At 56.8% G+C, this 23,038-nt stretch carries 25 protein-coding genes; 11 read left to right on the top strand and 14 right to left on the bottom strand.

Going from position 1 to position 23,038, the window contains the following annotated elements:
• The first annotated feature begins 172 nt into the window (after nucleotides 1-172).
• Together HU718_RS18395 and yidD are read left to right on the top strand one after the other, a co-directional pair.
• Nucleotides 173-415 carry a hypothetical protein gene (locus HU718_RS18395; protein ID WP_011333569.1) on the top strand — a complete coding sequence of 81 codons (243 nt, stop codon included), beginning with the start codon at nucleotides 173-175 and terminating at the stop codon, nucleotides 413-415.
• Between the two features lie 17 nt (nucleotides 416-432).
• The gene (yidD, locus tag HU718_RS18400; RefSeq protein ID WP_225936869.1) at nucleotides 433-618 is read left to right on the top strand and encodes a membrane protein insertion efficiency factor YidD; all 186 of its coding nucleotides are present in this window, start codon (nucleotides 433-435) and stop codon (nucleotides 616-618) included.
• Between the two features lie 19 nt (nucleotides 619-637).
• Here the strand turns inward: yidD and HU718_RS18405 are convergent, their stop codons facing one another.
• From HU718_RS18405 to HU718_RS18415, 3 genes are all read right to left on the bottom strand, one after another.
• The gene (locus HU718_RS18405; protein WP_186614774.1) at nucleotides 638-1,657 is read right to left on the bottom strand and encodes an AbrB family transcriptional regulator; all 1,020 of its coding nucleotides are present in this window, start codon (nucleotides 1,655-1,657) and stop codon (nucleotides 638-640) included.
• Nucleotides 1,658-1,798: 141 nt separating this feature from the next.
• On the bottom strand, nucleotides 1,799-2,221 hold the full coding sequence (locus HU718_RS18410) for an HD domain-containing protein (RefSeq protein WP_186614762.1): 423 nt from the start codon (nucleotides 2,219-2,221) through the stop codon (nucleotides 1,799-1,801).
• A 15-nt stretch (nucleotides 2,222-2,236) separates the two neighbouring features.
• On the bottom strand, nucleotides 2,237-2,626 hold the full coding sequence (locus HU718_RS18415) for a hypothetical protein (RefSeq protein WP_186614759.1): 390 nt from the start codon (nucleotides 2,624-2,626) through the stop codon (nucleotides 2,237-2,239).
• 164 nt (nucleotides 2,627-2,790) lie between these two features.
• Here HU718_RS18415 and HU718_RS18420 point away from each other — a divergent pair, with 164 nt between their 5' ends.
• Nucleotides 2,791-3,222 carry a hypothetical protein gene (locus HU718_RS18420; RefSeq protein WP_186614757.1) on the top strand — a complete coding sequence of 144 codons (432 nt, stop codon included), beginning with the start codon at nucleotides 2,791-2,793 and terminating at the stop codon, nucleotides 3,220-3,222.
• Nucleotides 3,223-3,335: 113 nt separating this feature from the next.
• Here HU718_RS18420 and HU718_RS18425 read toward each other — a convergent pair whose 3' ends face one another.
• Entirely contained in the window at nucleotides 3,336-3,749 is a 414-nt protein-coding gene (locus tag HU718_RS18425; protein WP_186614755.1) for a hypothetical protein, read from the bottom strand.
• A gap of 608 nt (nucleotides 3,750-4,357) precedes the next feature.
• On the opposite strand from HU718_RS18425, the gene HU718_RS18430 reads away from it, so the two are divergent.
• Nucleotides 4,358-4,663: a fructose-bisphosphate aldolase gene (locus tag HU718_RS18430; protein WP_186614753.1), complete on the top strand. Its 306-nt coding sequence runs from the start codon at nucleotides 4,358-4,360 to the stop codon at nucleotides 4,661-4,663.
• Nucleotides 4,664-4,778: 115 nt separating this feature from the next.
• On the opposite strand, the gene HU718_RS18435 is transcribed toward HU718_RS18430, so the two are convergent.
• The 5 genes from HU718_RS18435 to HU718_RS18455 form a co-directional block, all read right to left on the bottom strand.
• The gene (locus HU718_RS18435) at nucleotides 4,779-6,623 is read right to left on the bottom strand and encodes an NERD domain-containing protein (protein WP_186614745.1); all 1,845 of its coding nucleotides are present in this window, start codon (nucleotides 6,621-6,623) and stop codon (nucleotides 4,779-4,781) included.
• A gap of 291 nt (nucleotides 6,624-6,914) precedes the next feature.
• Nucleotides 6,915-7,463, bottom strand: a complete 549-nt coding sequence (locus HU718_RS18440) for a cupin domain-containing protein (RefSeq protein WP_007950154.1) — start codon at nucleotides 7,461-7,463, stop codon at nucleotides 6,915-6,917.
• A gap of 582 nt (nucleotides 7,464-8,045) precedes the next feature.
• Nucleotides 8,046-9,329 carry an NAD(P)/FAD-dependent oxidoreductase gene (locus HU718_RS18445; RefSeq protein WP_150731145.1) on the bottom strand — a complete coding sequence of 428 codons (1,284 nt, stop codon included), beginning with the start codon at nucleotides 9,327-9,329 and terminating at the stop codon, nucleotides 8,046-8,048.
• 49 nt (nucleotides 9,330-9,378) lie between these two features.
• Nucleotides 9,379-10,869, bottom strand: a complete 1,491-nt coding sequence (locus HU718_RS18450; protein ID WP_034155535.1) for an aldehyde dehydrogenase — start codon at nucleotides 10,867-10,869, stop codon at nucleotides 9,379-9,381.
• A gap of 250 nt (nucleotides 10,870-11,119) precedes the next feature.
• On the bottom strand, nucleotides 11,120-12,496 hold the full coding sequence (locus HU718_RS18455; protein WP_007918694.1) for a glutamine synthetase family protein: 1,377 nt from the start codon (nucleotides 12,494-12,496) through the stop codon (nucleotides 11,120-11,122).
• Between the two features lie 282 nt (nucleotides 12,497-12,778).
• Between HU718_RS18455 and HU718_RS18460 the strand changes: the two genes are divergently transcribed.
• The 5 genes from HU718_RS18460 to HU718_RS18480 all read left to right on the top strand — a co-directional run bounded on the left by HU718_RS18460 (nucleotide 12,779) and on the right by HU718_RS18480 (nucleotide 18,120).
• Complete coding sequence (locus HU718_RS18460) at nucleotides 12,779-13,540, top strand: gamma-glutamyl-gamma-aminobutyrate hydrolase family protein (protein WP_186614743.1); 762 nt, start codon at nucleotides 12,779-12,781, stop codon at nucleotides 13,538-13,540.
• Between the two features lie 369 nt (nucleotides 13,541-13,909).
• The gene (locus tag HU718_RS18465; RefSeq protein WP_186614742.1) at nucleotides 13,910-15,052 is read left to right on the top strand and encodes an ABC transporter ATP-binding protein; all 1,143 of its coding nucleotides are present in this window, start codon (nucleotides 13,910-13,912) and stop codon (nucleotides 15,050-15,052) included.
• A gap of 29 nt (nucleotides 15,053-15,081) precedes the next feature.
• Nucleotides 15,082-15,963, top strand: coding sequence for an ABC transporter permease subunit (locus tag HU718_RS18470; protein ID WP_371042493.1), 882 nt, complete (start codon nucleotides 15,082-15,084; stop codon nucleotides 15,961-15,963).
• The gene (locus tag HU718_RS18475; RefSeq protein ID WP_186614740.1) at nucleotides 15,960-16,832 is read left to right on the top strand and encodes an ABC transporter permease subunit; all 873 of its coding nucleotides are present in this window, start codon (nucleotides 15,960-15,962) and stop codon (nucleotides 16,830-16,832) included. The genes HU718_RS18470 and HU718_RS18475 overlap by 4 nt, the downstream gene beginning before the upstream one ends.
• 190 nt (nucleotides 16,833-17,022) lie before the next feature.
• Nucleotides 17,023-18,120, top strand: a complete 1,098-nt coding sequence (locus HU718_RS18480) for a polyamine ABC transporter substrate-binding protein (protein ID WP_186614738.1) — start codon at nucleotides 17,023-17,025, stop codon at nucleotides 18,118-18,120.
• 243 nt (nucleotides 18,121-18,363) lie between these two features.
• On the opposite strand, the gene thpR is transcribed toward HU718_RS18480, so the two are convergent.
• Nucleotides 18,364-18,885 (bottom strand): RNA 2',3'-cyclic phosphodiesterase, encoded by a 522-nt coding sequence (gene thpR / locus HU718_RS18485; protein WP_186614736.1) that lies wholly within the window; start codon nucleotides 18,883-18,885, stop codon nucleotides 18,364-18,366.
• A gap of 107 nt (nucleotides 18,886-18,992) precedes the next feature.
• On the opposite strand from thpR, the gene HU718_RS18490 reads away from it, so the two are divergent.
• Nucleotides 18,993-19,187 carry a hypothetical protein gene (locus tag HU718_RS18490; RefSeq protein WP_150708741.1) on the top strand — a complete coding sequence of 65 codons (195 nt, stop codon included), beginning with the start codon at nucleotides 18,993-18,995 and terminating at the stop codon, nucleotides 19,185-19,187.
• 163 nt (nucleotides 19,188-19,350) lie between these two features.
• On the opposite strand, the gene HU718_RS18495 is transcribed toward HU718_RS18490, so the two are convergent.
• Together HU718_RS18495 and HU718_RS18500 are read right to left on the bottom strand one after the other, a co-directional pair.
• The gene (locus tag HU718_RS18495) at nucleotides 19,351-19,704 is read right to left on the bottom strand and encodes a DUF1428 domain-containing protein (protein ID WP_186614734.1); all 354 of its coding nucleotides are present in this window, start codon (nucleotides 19,702-19,704) and stop codon (nucleotides 19,351-19,353) included.
• Nucleotides 19,705-19,706: 2 nt separating this feature from the next.
• Nucleotides 19,707-20,789: a hypothetical protein gene (locus tag HU718_RS18500; RefSeq protein WP_150730259.1), complete on the bottom strand. Its 1,083-nt coding sequence runs from the start codon at nucleotides 20,787-20,789 to the stop codon at nucleotides 19,707-19,709.
• 287 nt (nucleotides 20,790-21,076) lie between these two features.
• Between HU718_RS18500 and HU718_RS18505 the strand changes: the two genes are divergently transcribed.
• Nucleotides 21,077-21,352: a hypothetical protein gene (locus tag HU718_RS18505; RefSeq protein ID WP_150708738.1), complete on the top strand. Its 276-nt coding sequence runs from the start codon at nucleotides 21,077-21,079 to the stop codon at nucleotides 21,350-21,352.
• 95 nt (nucleotides 21,353-21,447) lie between these two features.
• Here the strand turns inward: HU718_RS18505 and HU718_RS18510 are convergent, their stop codons facing one another.
• A complete protein-coding gene (locus tag HU718_RS18510; protein WP_224795143.1) occupies nucleotides 21,448-22,515 on the bottom strand; it encodes a hypothetical protein in 1,068 nt (355 codons plus the stop codon).
• 110 nt (nucleotides 22,516-22,625) lie between these two features.
• Nucleotides 22,626-22,829: a hypothetical protein gene (locus HU718_RS18515; protein ID WP_007918829.1), complete on the bottom strand. Its 204-nt coding sequence runs from the start codon at nucleotides 22,827-22,829 to the stop codon at nucleotides 22,626-22,628.
• Nucleotides 22,830-23,038: the final 209 nt, after the last annotated feature.

Below are 23,038 nucleotides of genomic sequence, written 5' to 3' on the forward strand. Positions count from 1 at the left end.
GATTACCTCCGGCGGGGCCTGGGGTTGGCGGTGGTGCGGGGTAATCAGGGAGTGTAGTTCATGCAGGGACTCGATCTAGCGAGCTGATAATCGCAAAGAAACATCAAATCACGTATAAACGTGCGGTTCTGTCATTCACTTTTGAATGCAGCGATGGAAAGGATCAGCAAGGATGTATGTATATAAAATGGTTCAAGTACCGCCAAATATCGAAGTTCGCGCCAAGGAACATCGGGGCAATGAAGCGGCCGCTTACCTGCAGAATGTGGTGAACTCCCATGCGGAAGACGGATGGGAGTTCTACCGAATCGATACCATTGGGGTGTCCGTCAAGCCAGGATGTTTCGACGCGCTTTTAGGTAAGAAAAACGTACTGACCGAGTATTACGTGATCTCCCTACGAAAGCCTGCATGATGGTCCCTATCGCCATAATGGCAATTCGTTGCTACCAGAAAATGGCGCCTGAAAGGCTGAGATCGGCATGCAGATTCGAACCAAGCTGTTCGAACTATTCGATTTTGGCCTTTCAGAAATATGGCTTTTTGAAGGGGTGCGATCTGACTGCACGGCGGATTTGCAGATGCCGTTACCCAAACGGTGGCACTGATTACCCATAGCAACAGAAAATTTTCAGGATCAGGCCTCTTTTCTCCTCCGCCGCACCTGCACCAACAGCGCTGGCGCAAAGTGCAGCAGCACCATCCGCGCCAAGTGGTGAGTGAGGATAAACACCACATTCAGCCCGCCCGCAAACGCAACAATCGCAATCGTCTCGATCGCCCCCGGCATGTACGCCAGCCATAGCGACAACGGATCGCTGCCGAGCAATCGCGCCGCCACTTCAGCAAATGCCGCCGCCACCACGATCATCAACCCGACCGAGACCAGCGCCGTGCGGCCATGCAGGCCCAATTCCCTGACGCCCAAACCCTGAAACCGCGAGCCGATGCGCACGCCGAGAATCAGCGCCGCCAGATTCAAGCTCCAGTCGGGCATGTGAAAACCGTGCAACCAGCCTGCTTTTACAAAGACTGCGGTGATGATGATCGCCGTGAGCATGAAGGGCGCCGGCACGCCGATCACCAGCAGCAATCGACCGAGCACGACACTCAAGCCGATTACCGAGAAAACCGTCAACGCCATGCCGGTGGTCAACGGATCGCTTTCAACAGCAGCCACCGACACCTGCCCCGGAATCAAAAAGCTCACCAATACCGTGATCAGCAGTAACCGCATCAGGTGCACGATGATGACTTTGCTCGACGCCTTCTCCGACTCGAGCAAATCAAACACCGCCGCCAGTGCCCCCGGATACACCGCGAGTAGCGCATCCGTGCGATTCCACCCTGCCCCACGCGTCAGCCACCAACCGGCCAGGGCAATCTGCATCGTCAGACACAGCAGTAACACGCCAAGGCTTGGGAGCATGGTCGACGCCGTCGCACTGTCCCACGCTTCGAACATCAGCCCGGTAGCGATGCCCAAGGTGACCTGGATATAACCCAAGCCATAAGGCGTTGCCGGTGCGAAGCCTGATCGCGTCACGATCAGCGCAGTGACGAGAATCGAGCCCAGCAGCAAGCCGTGAGGCAAGCCGAGGGATTGCAGCACCGCGCCAAACACGGCGGCGATCAACAGACAGAAAATGGATTTCATATTCGCCTTCCTGGCAATTCAACTGACCCAACACGATCCCGTGTAGGAGCTGCCGCAGGCTGCGATCTTTTGACTTTGAATCTAAAAAACAAGATCAAAAGATCGCAGCCTTCGGCAGTTCCTACATGGGCGTGTCCATTTTTATGAGCGCAACCGTCCAATCGCGCGACGGTATTTTTCGATCCGTTCCAGATCCTCCCAACTCGGCGAGGTGATCCGTGACAGGTCGCTGTTCTCTTCCAGATCCGCCAGTTTCACCACCCGGCCGATCGGGTTTTGCGCGGCGCGTTCGACGAAATCATCATAGGACTCGCCCGGCACTTTGGTCACCGACGCAATGGCCGTCAGCACCTCTTCGCTGAAGCCTTCCTTACGCAGATCATCGAGACTGATTTCGCAATCCTCGACCACATCGTGCAGCACCGCGACGATGCGTTCTTCCAGCGAGGTCATGCGCAACATCACCTTCAGCGGATGCAGAATGTACGGTGCCCCGCCCTTGTCCACCTGCCCCGCGTGTGCGGTGGCAGCGATGGCAATGGCGCGTTCGAGTGTTTGAGTCATAGGGGTTTCCTCGGGTTAAACGCCATACCGGCCGCCAACGTGGATATTACGTTTCAGCCAGGCACCAATGGCCTTCAAGCGACCGACTGGCTTCGCTGGCTCGGCGTGACGCTTGAGAATCATCGACACCAATGTCACTTGATCCACACCAGGATGTGCGTCAATCAACTCAGCGACCCAGGCACAATCAGACTTCTTCAAGTGCTCACGCCACTCACCGGGCCAGGCTTCCAGCTCATCCAGCGCCAACCAGCGCGCACCGCCCTGCCCACCATGCCCCCCGGCCGTCGACTGTTCGAAACAGAAAGGCGTGGCCGCTCGGGACAGGTCGATGTTGAAAATGTAGACGTCGTGGGTTGGGTGCTGCGACGTGGGGGCGTTGTTGCGGCTGCCGATTTCAATCATGGGCAATATTCCAATCCTTGGGCGCTAGATGTGTCCGATTGTTTCGCAGTCTACGCGAATAGCGCAAATCAAAAACCTGATGGAACCTCCTTCCCCTGCGCTATCTCGAAACCATAAGCGCCAATTCATTGATCAAAACCGGCGCCATTGAAGAGGAAAGCCCGATGAACATTCGATTCCTGCTTCTGCTCGCCACCTTTTGCGTCATCCCCACCTGCGTCATGGCCGAAGGCTGCGACGTCGAAACCCGATCCTCCAGCACCTCCGTGCCTACCGTTTCGGGCCACAGCTGCTATGAATACGAAGGCATGCCGGTCAATTCCATCGACTGGTCATGCAGCAACGAAAGCAAGGACATGGTCAACGCCGTCAAGAAAAAGGTGCAGCAGTGCGATGACCACTATCAAGCCACGTGCATCGCCACCCTCACCCAGGAATCCCTGGCCAACCCGCACTCCACCAGCAAGGACAAAAACGCCAAAGCGTTGAATATTCCGGATGGCGCGCAGGTGACCACGTATTACTACGGCGCGGAGAATCTGGGGCAGGCGAAGATTGATTGTGAAAGTGGCGGTGGGCATTGGAAGGCGAAGTGACGTTTGTTTAGCGCACATAAAAAGGGACACCGCTGGGTGTCCCTTTTTCGTGCATCAACACATCCATTGTGGCGAGGGAGCTTGCTCCCGCTGGGCTGCGGAGCAGCCCTAAATCAGCGCTTCATGGCTTCACACTGATTGCGCAGATCCCAATCGCCGATGCTCGAACAGCTACTGCCCTGCTTCGCTTCACAGAAGGCGCGCTGGTCACGATCCCCGATACCAGCGCATGAACCGCCTTTCTCCGCTTCGCAGGCCGTACGCAAATCGTAATTGTCGATGGAATAACAACTACTGCCCTTCTTGGCGTCGCAATAGGCGCGCTGGTTACGATCCTCGATACTTGCGCATGAACCACCCTTCTCCGCTTCGCAGGCCGTACGTAAATCGTAATCGCCAATGGAATAACAGCTGCTGCCTTCCTGCGTGGCCTGGCAATAATTGCGTTTGTCAGGATCACTGATGCTGGCACAACTGGCGGAAACGTAACCGCTGAACATCAACAACATCGCAAGAATCAGCTTCATCTCACACTTCCTTGGGCTTACCAGGAAACAGCCTGGCACTGCTTGATCCGTTCTCAATGAGCGTCGCGACACGCCATCAAATTGACATCGTTTTTAAGGAAAGTTCCAAACCGGATGCAAAGCCATGATTTGAGATTCGACCGAATTTGAAGTCTGAAAAACGCGTAGGAAAACACCCCTTGTGGTGAGGGGATTCATCCTCGATGGGTTGCGAAGTGGCCCCGAACCGGCGAGCTGAATTCTCCTGACACAACGTGGGCGCCGGATTACGACGACTGCGTCGCCGAGCGGGAGCAAGCTCCCTCACCACAGGGGTGGGTTGGCGTCCTACAAGTCGGTTGTGGGTGCGGGAATTGCTGCCTAGAGTGGGGCTGTCGCTGACCGCAGTTGGCGATGGGTTTCGCAGCCCTAAGGAGAAATTGGATAACACCGCCTAACGACAATTCTGTCAAAATTCGCCGGCATTACGTTTTATGGCGGCTGTGTGCGGGAGACTTTCGAGTCTGCCGAGTCTGGTTTCTCCTCGGTCTGCGAACCTGCTCACAGCCGCCACCCATTATGTTTCGCAGCAGAACGGTGGCTCATTTTTTATTGAGAGACCATTCCTAATGACGATCAAAAAACCGCTCCACCACTACGCCCGCATGTCACACCCCGCCACCGACCACCCTGTCCTCCTGATCGACGCCGACGCCCCACTACGCGACCTCCACGCCTGCCTGGCCGAACGCCTCAACGCCGTCCTCAAATACCTCGACCTCATCGCCTGCACCAGCCTCCGCGACTACGCCGAGCACGACATCAACACAGTGACCAACATCGCCAGGATCATGGTGCAGGATGTGAGTGATGTGTTTCGGGTGATTGAGCAGCGGGGGTTTGATATTCTCGAAAAACAAGTCCATAGCAAATAACGAAAATGCAGCAGAGCCATGACACGAAGAACTACTAATCAATCATGGCTCACTGCATAAAAATCAAATTAAATAGCAAGCTATCACATTAAAATTAAAAACCATAAAACCCAACTTATTTTCGATTACCGCGCCTAGATTGCTTCTCCATCCTCCTTTTCGACTTTGCCTTTGACTTATTTTTACCTTTCTTACCTCCACCTTCACTTCTTGAGAAAAAATAGCTCTTATCAAAAGGCCTCAACCCCGGACTGACAGGCTCACAAACATATTTTTCTCCTTTCTTTTCGGCAAAATATATTTTATCAAATATATCAGACTCATCTATACCCAAAGGAATGAACCCAGCCTTAGCAGTAATAAAATCATGCAACCCACCATACTTCAGAAAGGCTCCGGCAAATTCAAGCTCATCACTCCCAAAAACTTTACCATGGAGTAGCGCGCGCTCATTGATATACCTGCGCAGATCAGACTCCCCCTTCCCCAAATGCAATAGGCCATCAAACATATATTCAAGGTCAGTTATACAAACAACCCATGGATAGGCACCCTCCCCATGCTTCTCGAGTAACATTGACAAATTGGTGGCAATAGGACCGAAGTCCTCTCGAGTAACGCACACACAAAAAACCTCAGAGAAACTTGAGCGTTTAATCTCAGCGATAACTTTACCCTTTTTATCATATAGCCTCGTAAGCTCCGACTTAAGAACCTTTTCCCTCAGAGCATTAGCCTGTTCATAAGCCTTCTGAATCCCGGACTTACTCCTAAAATGATCACGGATACGCTGATACGCTTTGGTTGGATCTCGCAAGGGCTCTCGAGGAGGAGAAGCCTTAGATTCCACAATGTAAAGCGCGTCATTTGAAATCACTACCAAGTCATGCTCTAGATGAGAATCATCAGTCTCATATGCACTTTCATAAAAAATCGCGCTCGGACTTAATATTCTCTTAAAAGCTTTTACCGTGCTACTTTCAAGCCTCCGATCACGTGCAGGCAGGTATTTTTTAGAAGCACTTCCCCCACTCAACAATGCTTCGACATTATCAATCACCGCTTGATGGTATGAATTATTAGCAACAAAATAAAATGTTTCACCATCACAGCTAATTAAAGGTTTAAGCACGACAGGGTTTTGATCAGTAATATACAATAGCGAATCCGACTCACCTCTAATGGAAACAAAATTCTCTCTAATACTATTAGCTACAGCTTCGCCAAACTCCTTTGAAATACTTTCAAAGGAAACGCTAAAGGGATTGGGCAAATCGTCCCCATTCATCAACTCAACAAATTCTTTGGAGTTTCTAGATTCTAATAATAGCCTTTTCAGGTCTTGTCCTTCTTTAATACCGCTAACGAACTTAGCATGAAACTCCTTAAGCCGAGAATCAAAGAGCACTTTATTAGCCGCATTATTACCAATAACTGCCGCCTCAATAAAATCACCCACTGCTAGCATTTCATTATGGCAAATACCGAATTTTTCTCGAATTTCTTTTTCAAATCCGTCAAACGAAATTTTTATCCATTTACGAATTTGATCACTACTCGCTTTAAAACCGCTCATAAAATGATGTAAGAATGCGGGCATTGCTAGTTCACGGTGAGAATGCCAACTCTCACTCATGCCGCCTACAAGCTCATCTTTCGTAGGAAAATACGCTAGCCCGTACTTGAAAAATATAGACTCAAGTATTTTCACCAACGCAGACTCTTTTTTTTCGTCAAGCACTTCTCCTATAGTCGGCTCTTCTTGCGAACATGCAATCGCCAACAAATACATACCCTGCCTGAGTGGACTTCCCAGATTTCCTTTTACAAAATGTCCCTGATTGAATTGCATTTGCTGCCTATTTACAAAATCAACAAGATCCTCAATTGAAAGCACGCTTACTATTTGCTTGAGCTTTTGAACTTCAGAGATCATCTTCTTATGCAAAACAGCGTCCATCTGCCCCCTCCAAATCAAAAAAATGTAAAAGCTAAAGAATCAAAGCTATTTAAATACTCGCAAAATCAAGACATCAATAAAAGATTAGGTCCAAGAAGCAGCTCATTTCCATCACCAGCCTGCTTCTCATTAACGTGTTTCAAATAACAAATCAAGAATTCATGATAGCCATACGAAAAAAAAATGCATAACGTCATCTAAATGCATTTTGATATGCGATATTCTCAAGCACAAAAAAACCGCATTCCTGCGGTCTTTTTTGCAACGCTAAGCTTTGGCTGAAGCCTTACCTCAAAAATTCGCCGGCGTATTCGCACTAATTATCTCAGCCTCATCCGCCCCGATATTCCGGAACTTATGCGGCAGCGTCGTCGGGAAGTAATACCCATCCCCCGCATTCAACACACTCACCGACCCATCCACGGTCAACTCCACCGTGCCACGCGTCACCAACCCACACTCCTCGCCTTCCGCATGCACAATCGGCTCTTCCCCGGAGCTCGCGCCCGGTGCGTATTGCTCGCGCAGCAAGCGCATCTGGCGGCTTGGTACCGAGGCGCCGATCAGCAGCAGGCGCAAACCATGGCGGCCCAGATCAGGCTGTTCATTGGCACGGAACACGTATTGATGTTCGCGCGGGGGTTGGTCGAAGGTGAAGAAATCGGCCAGGGACATCGGTATGCCTTCGAGCAGCTTTTTCAGGGAGCTGACGGAGGGGCTGACGCGATTCTGTTCGATCAGGGAGATGGTGGCATTGGTCACGCCGCTACGCCGGGCCAGCTCGCGCTGGGAGAGTTTGTAGCTTTCGCGTACTAGTTTGAGTCGAGAACCCGTATCCATGACTGCCTTATGTGAGAAGTACTTAGGCTCTGCGCGAAAACTGCCTGCGCGACGATCATGCTGCGTTAAAAACAGGCTCGGAATGCTCATGTAGGGCCCTACACTCCGCTTCCTCGCCTGTTTTTGCCTTGCCTGATCGCCGCTCGGCGGTTCTCGCGCAGACCCACGGGTAATGGGGGTGGGTGGCGGGTGCCGCGCGAGGGGCGCGGATCACGTTGCTCCCGTGTCCCGGAACCGTGAAAGGCGGCTATTAAATCACGTTTGCCGGTGTTGCTCAGCAGGTTCGATGGACGGTGGGGTAAAAGTCCTTCTTGCCTTGGTAATGCAGACCTGTAGGAGTGAGCCTGCTCGCGATTGGGTGGCACATTCACCATTATTTTTGACTGGATGACCGCCTTCGCGAGCAAGCTCGCTCCCACAGGAATTGGTGTTGTTCTGTAGGAGTGATGGCGCCTTACAGGCCTCATCGCGAGCAGGCTCACTCCTACAATTTGATCTTTGGTGTTTCAGTCGGATTGATGTTGCATGTACTGGCAGGTAAAAAACCGGCGGGGTCTTGGGGACCGCCGCCGGGGAGGTAACTTAGATGCCGAAACGGTCGCGCAGCGAGTAGTAGACGGCGCCGAGGGCGGTGAGTGGCGCGGAGAACGTGCGGCCACCGATCATTGGCATGTGCGGCAGCGATGCAAAGGCGTCGAAACGTTCGGCATCGCCGCGGATCATTTCCGAGATCAGTTTGCCGGCGAGGTGCGAGCAGGTGACGCCGTGGCCGCTGTAGCCTTGCATGTAGTAGGCGTTCTTTTCGATGCGGCCGAATTGCGGCATGCGTGACATGGTCAGCAGGAAGTTGCCGGTCCAGCGGTAGTCGATTTTCACGTCTTTGAGCTGCGGGAAGGTCTTGAGGATCTTCGGGCGGATCAGTTGTTCGATGTCGTCCGGTTCACGCGCGCCGTAGACCACGCCGCCGCCGTAGAGCAGACGGTTGTCGGCCGTCAGGCGGTAGTAATCCAGCAGGTAATTGCAGTCTTCGACGCAGTAGTTGTTGGTGATCAGGCTGCGCGCCTGCTTCTCGGTCAGCGGTTCGGTGACGACGATCTGTGAGCCGCACGGCATGCTTTTCGCGGTGACGCGGTTGTCGAGACCTTGCGGCAGATAAGCGTTGCCGGCGATCAGCAAGTACTTGGCGCGGACCTGGCCTTTGGCAGTGCGCACGACGTTGGGCTCGCCATATTTGATTTCCACGGCCGCCGATTGCTCGTAGATCTTGCCGCCTAAACGGGTGATCGCAGCCGCCTCACCGAGCGCCAGGTTCAGCGGGTGAACGTGGCCGCCCTGCATGTCCAGCAAACCACCAACGTAAGCATCGGAGCCGACTTCGCGACGAATCTCAGCCGCATCAAGCATCTTCAGATTGCGGTTGCCGTAACGTTCCCAGCCGCGCTTCTGCTCGGCCAGACCGTTGAGTTGTTTCTTGTTCATTGCTGCGAAGATGCCGCCCGGGCGGTAGTCGCATTTGATGTCGTATTCCTTGATGCGCGAACGGATGATGTCGGCGCCTTCGAAGATCATGCTGCCGAGGATTTCCGCAGTCTTGTCGCCGTAGCGCGCTTCGATCACGTCGACGTCGCGGCTGTACGAGTTGACGAGTTGACCGCCATTGCGACCGCTGGCGCCGTAGCCGACTTTTGCCGCTTCCAGCACCGTCACTTTGTAGCCGGCTTCGGTGAGGAACAGCGCCGAGGACAGGCCGGTGTAGCCGGCGCCGATGATGCAGACGTCGCACTCGACCGACTCTTCCAGAACCGGGAAGTCTATGACTTCGTTGCGGGTGGCGGCGTAGTAGCTGTTTACGTGTTGCTGTTTCATACGTTTCTCCGAGGGCCGCCAATCAAAGGCGACCACCGCTGTAATAGAGTCAGAGCTTGATCCAGGTCGCTTTCAGCTCGGTGTACTTGTCGAACGCGTGCAGCGATTTGTCGCGACCGTTGCCCGACTGTTTGAAGCCACCGAACGGTGCGGTCATGTCGCCGCCGTCGTACTGGTTGACCCAGACGCTGCCGGCACGCAGGCCACGGGCGAAGGTGTGCGCCTTGCTGAGGTTGCTGGTCCATACACCGGCGGCGAGGCCGAAGATGCTGTCGTTGGCGATCTGCAGCGCTTCTTCAGCGGTGTCGAAGGTGATCAGCGACAGCACCGGGCCGAAGATTTCTTCCTGGGCGATGGTCATCGCGTTGGTCACGCCGTCGAACAGCGCCGGTTGCACATAGAGGCCACCGGTTTCTTCGAGGGTGCGTTGGCCGCCGGCGATCAGCTCGGCGCCCTGCTCGCGACCGATGCTGATGTAGCGCAGCACATTGTCGAGTTGACGCTGATCGACCACGGCACCGACGGTGGTCGCCGGATCGAGTGAATGACCCGGTTTCCATGCTTGCAGCGCTTCCACCAACAGCGGAATGAATTGCTCGCGGATCGAGCGCTCGACCAGCAAGCGCGAACCGGCAGTGCAGACTTCGCCCTGGTTGAAGGCAATGGCGCCGGCCGCCGCTTGTGCTGCCGCGCGCAAATCCGGTGCGTCGGCAAACACCACGTTCGGGCTCTTGCCCCCTGCTTCGAGCCAGACGCGTTTCATGTTGCTTTGGCCTGCATAAATCATCAGTTGCTTGGCAATCGCCGTGGAGCCGGTGAAGGCCAGCACGTCGACGTCCATGTGCAACGCCAACGCTTTGCCGACGGTGTGGCCGAAGCCTGGCAGGACGTTGAACACGCCTTTCGGAATGCCGGCATCCAGCGCCAACTGCGCGATGCGGATCGCCGTCAGCGGCGATTTTTCCGAAGGTTTCAGAATAAACGAATTGCCCGCCGCCAGTGCCGGGGCGAATTTCCAGCTGGCCATGATCAGCGGGAAGTTCCACGGCACGATGGCCGCGACCACGCCGGATGGCTCGCGAGTGACGAGGCCGAGTTGATCATGCGGTGTGGCGGCGACTTCGTCGTAGATCTTGTCGATGGCTTCGGCGCTCCAGCGGATCGCGTTGGCGGTCGCCGGGATATCGATGCTCATCGAATCGCTGATCGGTTTACCCATGTCGAGGGTTTCCAGCAGCGCCAGTTCTTCCTGGTTCTGCAGGATCAGATCGGCGAAGCGGATCAGGATGCGCTTGCGCTCGGCCGGGGCTTTTTTCGCCCAGATGCCGGACTCGAAAGACTGGCGCGCGACTTCGACGGCGAGGTTGGCATCGGCTTCATCGGTGCTGGCCACGGAGGCGAGGAAACGGCCGTCGACGGGGCTCAGGCATTCGAACGTGTCGCCACTGATGGCCGGGCGGTATTCACCGTTGATGAACGCGCGGGCTTCGATGGTCAGGGACTGGAAGCGTTGTTCCCAGTCGTTGCGGGTCGTTGTCATTGTTGTGGCTCGACAAGGGGGGATTGGGGGTGTCGGGTTGCTGTGTCTGGTTTGAGATGGCTGCCCTCACCCTAGCCATCTCCCAGGGGTAGAGGGGACCGACCGAAGTGTCTCGGGATCTGCACCGACCTGAACGACCGAGTCGAATATGGATTCGGCAAAAATCGTTCAGGTCGGCGGATTGCCCGAGCATCCCCGAATCAGTCCCCTCTCCCTTTGGGAGAGGGTTAGGGTGAGGGGCTTCTAAACGTCAGACCGTATGCAGATACCAGTTGTACTCAAGGTCAGAAATCGAGTTCTCGAACTCGGCCAGCTCGCTTTCCTTGCACGCGACAAACACGTCGATGTACATCGGGTCGATGTAGCGGGCCATGACTTCGCTGTCGTCCAGCTCGCGCAGTGCATCGCGCAGGTTGTTCGGCAGGCTCTGTTCGTTCTGCTCGTAGCTGTTGCCTTCCACCGGCGCGCCCGGTTCGATCTGGTTGGTCAGACCGTGGTGAATACCGGCCAGTACCGAAGCCATCAGCAGGTACGGGTTGGCGTCAGCGCCAGCAACACGGTGCTCGATACGCACAGCATCGGCCGAACCGGTTGGCACCCGGACCGCAACGGTGCGGTTGTCGATGCCCCAGCTCGGCGAGTTCGGTACGTAGAACTGCGCGCCAAAGCGGCGGTACGAGTTGACGTTCGGGCAGAGGAACGCCATTTGCGCAGGCAGGGTCTCCAGCACACCGCCGATCGCGTGACGCAGTGCGGCGTTCTGCTCGGGATCCTCGCTGGCGAAGATGTTGTTGCCTTCTTTGTCCAGGATCGAAATGTGCACGTGCAGACCGTTGCCCGCCTGACCCGGATACGGCTTGGCCATGAAGGTGGTGTCCATCTCGTGGTCGTAGGCGATGTTCTTCACCAGACGCTTGAGCAGGACGGCGTAGTCGCACGCCTTGATCGGGTCGGAGACGTGATGCAGGTTGACTTCGAACTGCGCCGGGGCGCTTTCCTTGACGATCGCGTCAGCCGGGATGCCCTGCTCTTTCGCGCCTTCGAGGATGTCTTGCAGGCAATCGACGTATTCGTCGAGATCGTCGATCAGGTAAACCTGAGTCGACACCGGACGCTTGCCGGACACCGGCGAACGTGGCGATTGCGGACGGCCATTCACGTTGTCCTGGTCGATCAGATAGAACTCGAGTTCGAATGCCGCGCAGATAGTCAGACCGAGGTCATCGAATTTGCGCACGACGTTGGCCAGCACTTCACGCGGGTCAGCGAAGAACGGCTGGCCTTCGATCTCGTGCATGGTCATTAAGAGTTGTGCAGTTGGGCGTTTCTGCCACGGCTCGATGCTCAGGGTGCCGGGGATCGGGTAGCAGATGCGGTCAGCGTCGCCGATGTCCAGACCCAGGCCGGTGCTTTCCACCGTGGAGCCATTGATGTCGAGGGCGAAAAGCGAGGCCGGCAGGTTGATGCCTTTCTCGTAAACCTTATGAAGACTGGTGCGTTCGATGCGCTTGCCGCGCACCACACCGTTCATATCCGCAATCAGAAGGTCGACGTACAAAACCTCAGGATATTTCTTAAGGAATGCGTTTGCTTCGTTGAGTTGAACGGTACGCAGAGGGACCGACATGATGCACCTATTTAGCTGTTAATTATTATGTTCACTGCTGTTTCGCCGAGCCAGTCAACCCGAACGGCAAAGTGAAGTCAATAGCGAACAGATGACCGCTCAGGGTTTATTTTTCGGGCTTTTTTTAACACTTGCGTGCCAATACAGGCGCCACAGCCCCGAGAATCATGAAGATTTGATGAACGGCGTTTAGAATTTTTTACATGGCAGTTGTTAATTAAAATCAACGAGGCTAAGCTCCGGAAAAGCTCGTTCAAGTGTCAAACTTCGAGGTGAATAAAAATGGCATTCAAGCCATTGATCGGCGTTACTGCGTGCGTCAAACAGATTGGCCTGCACCCCTATCACATCAGCGGCGACAAGTACGTACGTGCTGTCAGCGTTGGCGCTAACGGGCTGCCAGTGGTCATTCCTTCCCTTGGCAACCTGACTGAAATCGAAGACCTGCTCGGTCAACTCGACGGTCTGCTGCTGACCGGTTCGCCCTCGAATGTGGAACCTTTCCACTATCAAGGCCCGGCCAGCGCTCCCGGCACGGATCACGATCCGGCGCGGGATGCCACCACCCTTCCTTTATTGCGCGCAGCCATCGCGGCGGGCGTTCCGGTACTCGGCATTTGCCGGGGCTTCCAGGAAATGAACGTGGCGTTCGGCGGCAGCCTGCATCAGAAGGTGCATGAGCTGCCGGGCATGCTCGATCACCGTGAAGCCGACAGCCCGGACGTGGCCGTGCAGTACGCACCGGCGCATGCGGTGACCGTGCTCGCCGGCGGCGTGTTCGAGGCGCTGGAACTGCCGAGCGAGTTTCAGGTGAACTCGATTCACAGCCAGGGCATCGATCGCCTCGCCCCCGGCCTGCGTGCCGAAGCGGTGGCGCCGGACGGTTTGATCGAGGCGGTCTCGGTCGAGCACAGCCCGACCTTCGCCCTCGGCGTGCAATGGCACCCGGAATGGCAAGTGCTCGACAACCCGAACTACCTGAAGATTTTCCAGGCATTCGGCGCGGCTTGCCGGCAACGGGCGGCGCAGCGCAACAAACGCTGACACAACCCAAAGATCACAACGATTTACTGCCCCCACGAATGACGGGTGTGCCTTTGCACATCCGTTATTCGTGAACAGCAACACCCGTAATAACAACAAGTACGACCCAGGCAGCCAGGACGGCGGCGCCGACCAAGCCGGATCGGTACGGGTAATGCCAGTCAGGTAAACGCATTTCCACTGTGGGAGCGAGCCTGCTCGCGAAAGCGGTGTATCAGCAAACAATGATGTCGACTGACACTCCGCATTCACGAGCAGGCTCGCTCCCACGGGTTCTGCACCATAGCTGACAGGCATCCCGTACAGGCTTGCAATCCACTTAAGCCCGGCCACATTGGCCAGGCGAACGAAACCTGTTGGGAGTTTCACATGGCAAACGCCTCCAGCACTTACAGGAAGGCACTTGAAGGTCATCAGCAACCGAAAAAGGTGCTGGTGAAAGTCGATCGTGTCACCAAGAAGTTCGACGAAACCGTGGCCGTGGACGATGTGTCCCTGGAGATCCATCAGGGCGAAATCTTCGCCCTGCTCGGTGGCTCCGGTTCGGGCAAATCGACCCTGCTGCGCATGCTCGCCGGTTTCGAGCGGCCGACCGAAGGGCGGATTCTGCTCGACGGCGTGGACATCACCGACATGCCACCGTACGAGCGGCCGATCAACATGATGTTCCAGTCCTACGCGCTGTTCCCACACATGACCGTCGCGCAGAACATCGCCTTCGGCCTCAAGCAGGACCGTTTGCCCGCCGGCGAAATCGACGCCCGTGTCGATGAAATGCTGCGTCTGGTGCATATGACTCAATACGCCAAACGCCGTCCGCACCAGTTGTCCGGTGGCCAGCGTCAGCGCGTCGCCCTCGCCCGCTCGCTGGCCAAGCGTCCGAAGCTGTTGCTGCTCGACGAGCCGATGGGCGCGCTGGACAAAAAGCTGCGTTCGCAGATGCAACTGGAACTGGTGCAGATCATCGAACGCGTCGGCGTGACCTGCGTGATGGTGACCCACGACCAGGAAGAGGCCATGACCATGGCCGAGCGCATCGCGATCATGCACCTCGGTTGGATCGCTCAGATCGGCAGCCCGGTCGACATTTATGAAGCGCCGGTCAGCCGCATGGTTTGCGAGTTCATCGGCAACGTGAACGCCTTCGACGGCACCGTGGTGGAAGACCTTGAAGGCCACGCGATCATCCACAGCCCGGACTTGCAGCAGAAGATCTACGTCGGTCACGGCGTCAGCACCTCGGTGCAGGACAAGTCGGTCACCTACGCGATCCGTCCGGAAAAAATGCTCGTCAGCACCACCCAACCCGAGTTCCGCTACAACTGGTCCGAAGGCAAGGTGCATGACATCGCCTACCTCGGCGGTCACTCGGTGTTCTACGTCGAATTGCCCGGCGGCAAAATCGTCCAGTCGTTCATGGCCAACGCCGAACGCCGTGGCGCGCGCCCGACCTGGGACGACAAGGTCTACGTCTGGTGGGAAGACGACAGCGGCGTGGTACTGCGCTCATGAGAACCTTCAATCAGCAATTCCTGCGCCTGGTGCCCAGCGGGCGAAAACTGGTCATTGGCATCCCGTTCATCTGGCTGTTCCTGTTCTTCATGCTGCCGTTCTTTCTGGTGATGAAGATCAGTTTCTCGGAAGCCGCGCTGTCGATCCCGCCGTACTCGGAGATCTACACCTACGCCGAACAGAAATTCCAGCTGCTGCTGAACATCGGCAACTACACCATGCTCGGCGAAGACGAGCTGTACCTGTCGGCCTACCTCGGTTCGCTGAAGGTCGCGGCGCTGAGCACGATGATGTGCCTGCTGATCGGTTTCCCGATGGCCTACGCGATCACCAAGACCGGCAAGGAAACCCAAAACGTCCTGCTGCTTTTGATCATGATGCCGACCTGGACCGCGATCCTGATCCGCGTTTACGCGTGGATGGGCATCCTCAGCAACAACGGTTTGCTTAACGCATTTCTGATGTGGACGGGACTCACCGATCACCCGATCGAGATCCTCAACACCAACACGGCGGTCTATATAGGGGTCGTGTACGCGTATTTGCCGTTCATGGTATTGCCGCTGTACGCCAACCTCGTCAAGCACGATGGCAGCTTGCTGGAAGCCGCGCAGGATCTCGGTTCGAGCAACTTCAACAACTTCTGGAAAATCACCGTGCCGCTGGCCAAGAACGGGATTATTGCCGGCTGCATGCTGGTATTCATTCCGGTGGTCGGTGAGTTCGTGATTCCGGAACTGCTCGGTGGCCCGGAGACGCTGATGATCGGTCGCGTGCTGTGGCAAGAGTTCTTCAATAACCGCGACTGGCCGGTGGCGTCTGCGCTGGCGGTGGTGATGCTGTTGATCCTGATTGTGCCGATTCTGCTGTTCAACCGCAGCCAGGCCAAAGAGATGGAGGCACGGGGATGAAACGCTTCGGTTTTTCCAAATTCATGCTGATCTTCGGTCTGGTGTTCATTTATCTGCCGATGCTGATTCTGGTGATCTACTCGTTCAACGCCTCGAAACTGGTGACGGTGTGGGGCGGCTGGTCGGTGAAGTGGTATGTCGGTTTGCTCGACAATACGCAACTGATGGGCTCGGTGGTGCGCTCGCTGGAAATCGCCTGCTACACCGCGATTGCTGCCGTGGCGCTGGGCACCCTCGCCGCTTTCGTGCTGACCCGCGTCACGCGCTTCAAGGGTCGCACGCTGTTCGGTGGTCTGGTCACCGCGCCGTTGGTGATGCCTGAAGTGATCACCGGTCTGTCGCTGTTGCTGCTGTTCGTGGCCATGGCGCAGTTGATCGGCTGGCCGCAGGAGCGTGGCATCGTCACGATCTGGATCGCCCACACCACGTTTTGTGCCGCTTATGTCGCGGTGGTAGTCTCCGCGCGCTTGCGGGAACTGGATCTGTCGATCGAAGAAGCGGCGATGGATCTCGGCGCGAAGCCGTTCAAGGTGTTTTTCCTGATCACCATTCCGATGATCGCGCCATCGCTGGCGGCGGGCGGGATGATGTCGTTTGCCTTGTCGCTGGATGACCTGGTCTTGGCCAGCTTCGTCTCCGGGCCGGGTTCGACGACCCTGCCGATGGAAGTGTTCTCGGCGGTGCGTCTGGGCGTGAAGCCTGAGATCAACGCCGTGGCCAGCCTGATTCTGCTGGCGGTGTCGCTGGTGACCTTCCTGGTCTGGTACTTCGGCCGCAAAGCAGAAGCCAACCGCAAACGAGCGATTCAGGAAGCGATGGATCAGACCGCGAACGAGTCGTGGCAACCACAGCAATCCGCCACCGCTTGACCCTGTAGGAGCTGCGGCACGCTGCGATCTTTTGACTTTGTTTTTGCAGATCAAAAGATCGCAGCCTCGTTTCACTCGACAGCTCCTACACAAATGTAGTCAGCCCCTCGGTCAGTCCCCTCTTCCCCTGGGAGAGGGTTAGGGTGAGGGGGCTTTGCGTAACGTGAATAAAAACAATGGAGTTGTACCGATGAAAATGTTTGGCAGGACTCTGCTGACACTGTCCTTAATGGGCGCAATCGTCATGGGCGCCCAGGCCAACGACAAGGTGCTGCGTGTTTACAACTGGTCCGATTACATCGCGCCGGACACCGTCAAGAAATTCGAAGACGAGACCGGCATCCGCGTGACCTACGACGTCTTCGACAGCAACGAGACCCTTGAGGCGCGCTTGCTGGCGGGCAAATCCGGCTACGACCTGGTCGTGCCGTCGAACAGTTTCCTGGCCAAGCAGATCAAGGCCGGCGTCTATCAGACGCTGGACAAATCGAAGCTGCCAAACTGGAAGAATCTCAACCCGGTGCTGCTGAAAAACGCCGCCGCCAGTGATCCGGACAACGCCCACGCGTTCCCGTACATGTGGGGCTCGATCGGCATCGGTTTCAACCCGGCCAAGGTCAAGGAAGTGCTCGGCGCCAATGCCCCGACCAATTCCTGGGACTTGCTGTTCAAGCCGGAAAACGCTGAAAAACTCAAAGCCTGCGGCATCAGTTTCCTCGACTCGCCGACCGAAATGATCCCGGCCGCCCTGCACTACCTGGGCTACCCGGTGAACGACAAGGACGCCGCGCACATCAAGGAAGCCGAGGCGCTGTTTATGAAGATCCGCCCGAACGTGGCGTACTTCCATTCCTCGAAATACATCTCCGATCTGGCCAACGGCAACATTTGCGTCGCGGTCGGTTACTCCGGTGACGTGCTGCAGGCCAAGGCCCGCGCCGTGGAATCGGGCAACAACGTGGTGATCGACTACAGCATTCCCAAGGAAGGCGCCGGCAGTTTCTACGACATGGTCGCGATCCCGCGTGATGCCGCCAACGTCGAGAACGCTTACCTGTTCATGGACTTCCTGATGCGTCCGGACATCATCGCCGAGATTACCAACAGCAACGGCTACAGCAACGCCAACGCGGCGGCTACGCCATTGGTGGATGAAGCGATCCGCAACGACCCGGGTTCGTACCCGTCGCAAGCGGTGATGGCGACGCTGTATGCGGTGCCGGATCAGCCGATTGCCACGCAGCGAATCATGACCCGTGGCTGGACCCGGGTGAAGCTCGGTAAATAAAAACACCGATGATCAACAATGTGGGAGCGAGCCTGCTCGCGAAAGCGGTAGGACAGGCGACGAAAATATTGGATGTGCCGACGCCTTCGCGAGCAGGCTCGCTCCCACAGTAAAGCGATGCAGTGTAAAAATTTCCCGTTCACGCAGCGCCTTACCACCGCTGCACCCTGCTATGAACGGCCTCACCTGGCTTCCTCGGTCAAGGTGAATTTCAGGCGCCCTCGGGCGCCTTTTTTTGTGCCTTCAGATCAGCGACCAATCTTGCAGAATGCGATAACGACCCTTGTGCGATTCGAACAAGGCAAAACGTTCTGCACGCAGGAAAAACTCCGGCGGCGTGGCGGATTCCGGTTCCGGCGCACGGTAGTCGCGGGCCAGGGTCAGGTGCGGGCGAAACTCGCGAGACGGCTCCTCAAAGCCGAACGGCAACATCGCCTGTTCCAGCGCGTAGACCAGGCGCAGTAACGCCGGCGGTGCCTGCTCCGGCGCGAGCGACAACACCCCGGCGCGATGCCAGACCTGCAAACGATCCAGCGCAATCTTCAATGGCTCACCCGGCGTGCGCACTTGCCCGGCCGCTTCACAGACTTCATTGATCTGCGCCAATGGCACCGCGCCAAGGAACAGCAACGTCAGATGAAAATTATCCGCAGGCACCGGTTTCCCGGTTCTCAAGCCCAGATCTGCTCGCCATTGTGCAATCGCCTTGCGCTGCGCCGGCGGGCAATCGAGGGCGAAAAACAGTCGCTTCGCTTCATCGGTCATGGCCCTGCTCCCCTGTTCATCGTTATCCGCCGGATTCTACACAGCCTGATCTGACGACTCGTGACAGCTGGCTATAGTTCAAGGATTGCCATCAACCGGAGACCGCCATGCGTGAGATCCTCAGCAAAGAACCGTGGTGGGCGCGGCCGCCGCATCCCGGGCAGGATGAAAGCGAACTGGAATGGGGCTGGCTGGTGCATTACAGCGAGGGTGAGCCGCGCTTCGAATTCGTCCGCGAACGGCCGACTGACGAGCAGATCCGCAACCGCAAAAGCTGCCGCATCACCCCCTCAACCGAGTGAATACAGCCGGTAAACACTCACCCTGTGGGAGCGAGCCTGCTCGCGAAAGCGGAGTATCAGTGACCTTTTTGTCGATTGACACACCGCATTCGCGAGCAGGCTCGCTCCCACAGGGGGTTTGTGGTGAAGCATGAATCTTGCCCATTCCGCAATTGGCAGGGGTTCAAGGTTCGAGGATATTTTTAAAACCACCAAAGATCATGCGTTGGCCATCGAACCCCATCGGGTTGACGTCCGGTTGCATGCGCGGGTCTTCCATCATTTTTGCCATGCCGGCATCACGGGTGGCTTTGTCCGGCCAGATCAGCCAGCCGGACGACACCGTCTCGCCTTCCTTGAGTTTGACCGCCATAGGGAATGACGTGACCTTGCCCTCCGGCACGTCATCGCCCCAGCACTGAACCACGTCCTGTGCGCCGTATTCCTTGAACAGTTTCGCCGCGATTTCACAGTGCTTTTTGTACTGATCAAGGTTGGCAGTCGGCACCGGCGCTACAAAAATATCGATGTAAGCCATGATCACTCTCCTTGCACGTTGGGTTCGATCTGCTGACTGGTCGATCGCGGCGGCTGCCATTCGACAGCATTCCCCCCCAACCCGACCGACGGTTCATCGCCCCCGCCCAGATTGCGCTCGACTTGCCCGGCCATGTACAGCGTGCCGGCCATGACGCCGGTGGTCGGGTTCTGCACCAGTTTCAGCCAGGCCTTGTCGAAGGTGCTGCCCAGACTGCTGCGGATCAGCGCTTCACTGTCCGGCCGGTCATTGGCCTGAATGATCGCGCGAATGCCCGCCACTCCCACCGAAATCAGTCCGCCAGCCAGTTTCCCGGCCGCTGCTGCCACCGCGCTGGCAGCCCCACGCGGGGCCATTTCCGCTTCCATCCGTTGGCTGGCGCGTTTGGCCACCGGCGCCATGCCGGCGTCGGTCGAGGCGATGCCTTTGGCGCCACCCTCGGTGTGAATCTTGTCGATCAGCGCGGCGTAGGCCGGCAGCGTGTTCAGCGGCTCGGTACTGATGACCTGAAACAGCGAAGCATCCCGCGCCGGCGGCGGGCCCAGCGCAATGGCCGGGACTTTCTGCAAATGCCCATTGAGCTGACCAACGGGCACACCATGACGCTGGGCGATAAGCGGCATCTGCTGCGCCATCAACTGCGCATAGAACGCCGTGGCCTGGCCGAGAATCGCGTCCGGATCGACCTCCACCGCGACCGGCGCTAGCACCCTTTCCTGATATTGCTCAAGCAGATACGCCGCCAGGCGCTTGGCCGACGCATCTTGCTCACCACCGGCATTGATCGTGTACCAACTGACCTTCATCGACAGCCATTCCTGGGTCCAGTAGCTGCTGAACCACGGGATGAAATTTTCTTCAGTTTGCTGATAGACCCGAGTGCGCCAATGTTCCATCGAGCCACGGGCGAAGACTTTGACCTGCTCGGTGGACTGCTGCGAAGCACTGACGATTTCCCGGTCGATCTGCTGCCAGGTTGCCGGCGAGATGAACACGGCCTGGGGCGCTGCCACCGGGGCCCGCGCGGAAGTCGCGCAGCCGGCCAGCAGAAGCAGTGCGGCGACGAGCAGCGCACGCGGGTTCACGGTGGCGGTTTCCTTTAAACAGGGAGGATGCAGATCTGAGTATAGGTGTGAGTATCGGGCCGTTTGTCCGGTTGTGGCTGGACTGGCGCCTTCGCGAGCAGGCTCGCTCCCACAGGGGAATGCATTTCAAAGTGGGAGCGAGCCTGCTCGCGAAGGCGCCATCAGCAACACCCCAAAAGCCCCAACCATCACTGTCATCGATATTCACCATCGCCACGAATGCCTTCCGCCCACCCCCCATGAAAGGCACGATTAGCCCATCCGAAACACAACGAGGAGTTCACAACATGATTCACACCCACGTCACACTCTCCGTGAGTTTCCCGGTGTTCGGCAGCAACTATTACGACCAGCACGTCGTGTCGCACAAGGCGCAGGCACTGGTGTTCAACGAAGATTTCGAAGATCTGCTGATGCCGGCTGCAACCAATCACTTCAGCAATGAAGTGGTCGGCATCAACGATCAGTTCCGTTTTCTGAGCGACATTCTCGCCACCCATTTGCTGGACATCGAGGCCGCCGTGCCTGCGCGATCCAGCGTCCGGGCGAGCGCTCACTTTTAATTGCCGTAACGGACGCCTGGACAACCGAGCGCCCATGAAAAAGCCCACTGGTCATCACGACTCAGTGGGCTTTTTTACATCGGCGATAAATGCAGTCAGCGCTTCCAGCACTCGGAATAACGCGAACACACGTCGTACTGCGTATCCATTTGCGCCATGCGCTCGAGATGATGATTGATGGTCTCGGCCATCACCTTATTGGTGGCCTGGAAATAATCCATGATCGCCAGTTTTTCCTGCTCGGCCGGCGCCGAATTAGCGCGCTTGCCGGACGTATCTTCGCTGTGCGACCACTCTTTCAACTGCTTGTCGTCAACGCTGCGCAGGCGCTGGCGATATTCATCGGTGGCCACTTGCAGCGCCCGCGTCCTGTTAGTGCCAGCCTCTTTTTCAAATTCAACAAGGTTCTGACGGTACAGCGTCCAATACTCGTCTGGCAGGGCAAAACCGAGTTTGCCCTTGCGTTCGCTGATCAGCGATTCGAGTTTCTCAGGCGTCATGCTGGCAGGCGGCTCCTTGGCCGGGTCGGGCTTGATCATGACAATCACGCTGCCATTGACGATCTGCTCGATCAGCGCAGCACGCTCTGGCGTGTCCGGCAGCAGTTTCGGCGGTTGCGGGAAAAGTGCGTTGCGCCCGTAACAGGCAGGAAAACCGCCACGCTTGACGGTCAGAGGCATACGCACATCCTTGCCATCCACCCGCTGCAAACGCTCCACCAACGTCGAACACTGGCCACGTCCGGTAAAGCCGAAGGTCACCTCGTATTCGGCGCCGCGCTCCGGTTTCAAGTTGAATCCGGTACCACAGGTACCATGCCCCAACTGAGTCATGACCTGGAGATACAGGTCTTTTTCCGGCGGCAATTTGATTTCCAGATAACCACGGGCGTCTTTGGGTGCGGCGACGCTCATGCCGACCCGGCGCTGGCTCTCGGCGATAAACAGATTGTTCAGCGGCCCGGTGCTCATGCCATCGCAATGCTCGGCATCGAAATAATTGAGGGTGGCATTGGACAAGTTAGCGACGAAACGCAGTTTGGCTGCGTCAGGCACGCTGGCGTCCTGATAAGTCCCCGTCTGCGTGCAGCCGACGAGTGCAAAAGCGGCTACGACAGAGCTGAACAGCGCAGGCGAATAGCGCAGAAAAGAAGCGACAGACATGATCATCCTTGGAGGAAGGCGCGAAAAAGCGGCGATGCTACTGAATTGCCACTACTGCGTCCACCCTCGTCATGTCTGTTCGCTTGGGTGTCTGCCGATTACTTCACGGCTCAGTCATCATCCCGATCGCGATAGTAACGACGCCCGTCGCGGCGATCATCGCGATCATCCCAACGCCGATCGTGGTCGTAATTGCGGCCATGATCGCGGTCGTAATGCCGGCCATGGCGGTGGTCATCATCAAAATCCGCGACGCAGCCGCCGAGCAATACGGCGGCAGTCACAGTCAGCAGCATCGTTGTTGCACGCTTCATTCAACACTTCCCTAAAACCAAGGTCTTGACGATGGAATCGGCGACGCTGCCCACGCCTTCAGGACGCGGTGCGCGCAGCCGCAGATACGACCGGGCAAATCAGCGTTGATTCAGTGGCCACCATTGACCGTTGGTCGCCCCGTCCGCGCTGTACGAGCGGCGGCGAAATGCCACCTATACTGCTTGCAACCTAGCCCCACGCAATGGAT

The organism is Pseudomonas tensinigenes, from assembly GCF_014268445.2.
In the GTDB taxonomy this organism is placed as follows: domain Bacteria; phylum Pseudomonadota; class Gammaproteobacteria; order Pseudomonadales; family Pseudomonadaceae; genus Aquipseudomonas; species Aquipseudomonas tensinigenes.

Bases quoted from the DNA above. Each gene is read 5' to 3' on its own strand.
- HU718_RS18395 (WP_011333569.1), top strand. From the start codon at position 173: ATGTATGTATATAAAATGGTTCAAGTACCGCCAAATATCGAAGTTCGC.
- HU718_RS18450 (WP_034155535.1), bottom strand. From the start codon at position 10,869: ATGACAACGACCCGCAACGACTGGGAACAACGCTTCCAGTCCCTGACC.
- HU718_RS18455 (WP_007918694.1), bottom strand. From the start codon at position 12,496: ATGTCGGTCCCTCTGCGTACCGTTCAACTCAACGAAGCAAACGCATTC.
- HU718_RS18420 (WP_186614757.1), top strand. From the start codon at position 2,791: ATGAACATTCGATTCCTGCTTCTGCTCGCCACCTTTTGCGTCATCCCC.
- HU718_RS18490 (WP_150708741.1), top strand. From the start codon at position 18,993: ATGCGTGAGATCCTCAGCAAAGAACCGTGGTGGGCGCGGCCGCCGCAT.
- yidD (WP_225936869.1), top strand. From the start codon at position 433: ATGGCAATTCGTTGCTACCAGAAAATGGCGCCTGAAAGGCTGAGATCG.
- HU718_RS18410 (WP_186614762.1), bottom strand. From the start codon at position 2,221: ATGACTCAAACACTCGAACGCGCCATTGCCATCGCTGCCACCGCACAC.
- HU718_RS18465 (WP_186614742.1), top strand. From the start codon at position 13,910: ATGGCAAACGCCTCCAGCACTTACAGGAAGGCACTTGAAGGTCATCAG.
- HU718_RS18495 (WP_186614734.1), bottom strand. From the start codon at position 19,704: ATGGCTTACATCGATATTTTTGTAGCGCCGGTGCCGACTGCCAACCTT.
- HU718_RS18415 (WP_186614759.1), bottom strand. From the start codon at position 2,626: ATGATTGAAATCGGCAGCCGCAACAACGCCCCCACGTCGCAGCACCCA.
- HU718_RS18480 (WP_186614738.1), top strand. From the start codon at position 17,023: ATGAAAATGTTTGGCAGGACTCTGCTGACACTGTCCTTAATGGGCGCA.
- HU718_RS18515 (WP_007918829.1), bottom strand. From the start codon at position 22,829: ATGAAGCGTGCAACAACGATGCTGCTGACTGTGACTGCCGCCGTATTG.
- HU718_RS18440 (WP_007950154.1), bottom strand. From the start codon at position 7,463: ATGGATACGGGTTCTCGACTCAAACTAGTACGCGAAAGCTACAAACTC.
- thpR (WP_186614736.1), bottom strand. From the start codon at position 18,885: ATGACCGATGAAGCGAAGCGACTGTTTTTCGCCCTCGATTGCCCGCCG.
- HU718_RS18460 (WP_186614743.1), top strand. From the start codon at position 12,779: ATGGCATTCAAGCCATTGATCGGCGTTACTGCGTGCGTCAAACAGATT.
- HU718_RS18405 (WP_186614774.1), bottom strand. From the start codon at position 1,657: ATGAAATCCATTTTCTGTCTGTTGATCGCCGCCGTGTTTGGCGCGGTG.
- HU718_RS18430 (WP_186614753.1), top strand. From the start codon at position 4,358: ATGACGATCAAAAAACCGCTCCACCACTACGCCCGCATGTCACACCCC.
- HU718_RS18510 (WP_224795143.1), bottom strand. From the start codon at position 22,515: ATGTCTGTCGCTTCTTTTCTGCGCTATTCGCCTGCGCTGTTCAGCTCT.
- HU718_RS18505 (WP_150708738.1), top strand. From the start codon at position 21,077: ATGATTCACACCCACGTCACACTCTCCGTGAGTTTCCCGGTGTTCGGC.
- HU718_RS18475 (WP_186614740.1), top strand. From the start codon at position 15,960: ATGAAACGCTTCGGTTTTTCCAAATTCATGCTGATCTTCGGTCTGGTG.
- HU718_RS18425 (WP_186614755.1), bottom strand. From the start codon at position 3,749: ATGAAGCTGATTCTTGCGATGTTGTTGATGTTCAGCGGTTACGTTTCC.
- HU718_RS18445 (WP_150731145.1), bottom strand. From the start codon at position 9,329: ATGAAACAGCAACACGTAAACAGCTACTACGCCGCCACCCGCAACGAA.
- HU718_RS18435 (WP_186614745.1), bottom strand. From the start codon at position 6,623: ATGGACGCTGTTTTGCATAAGAAGATGATCTCTGAAGTTCAAAAGCTC.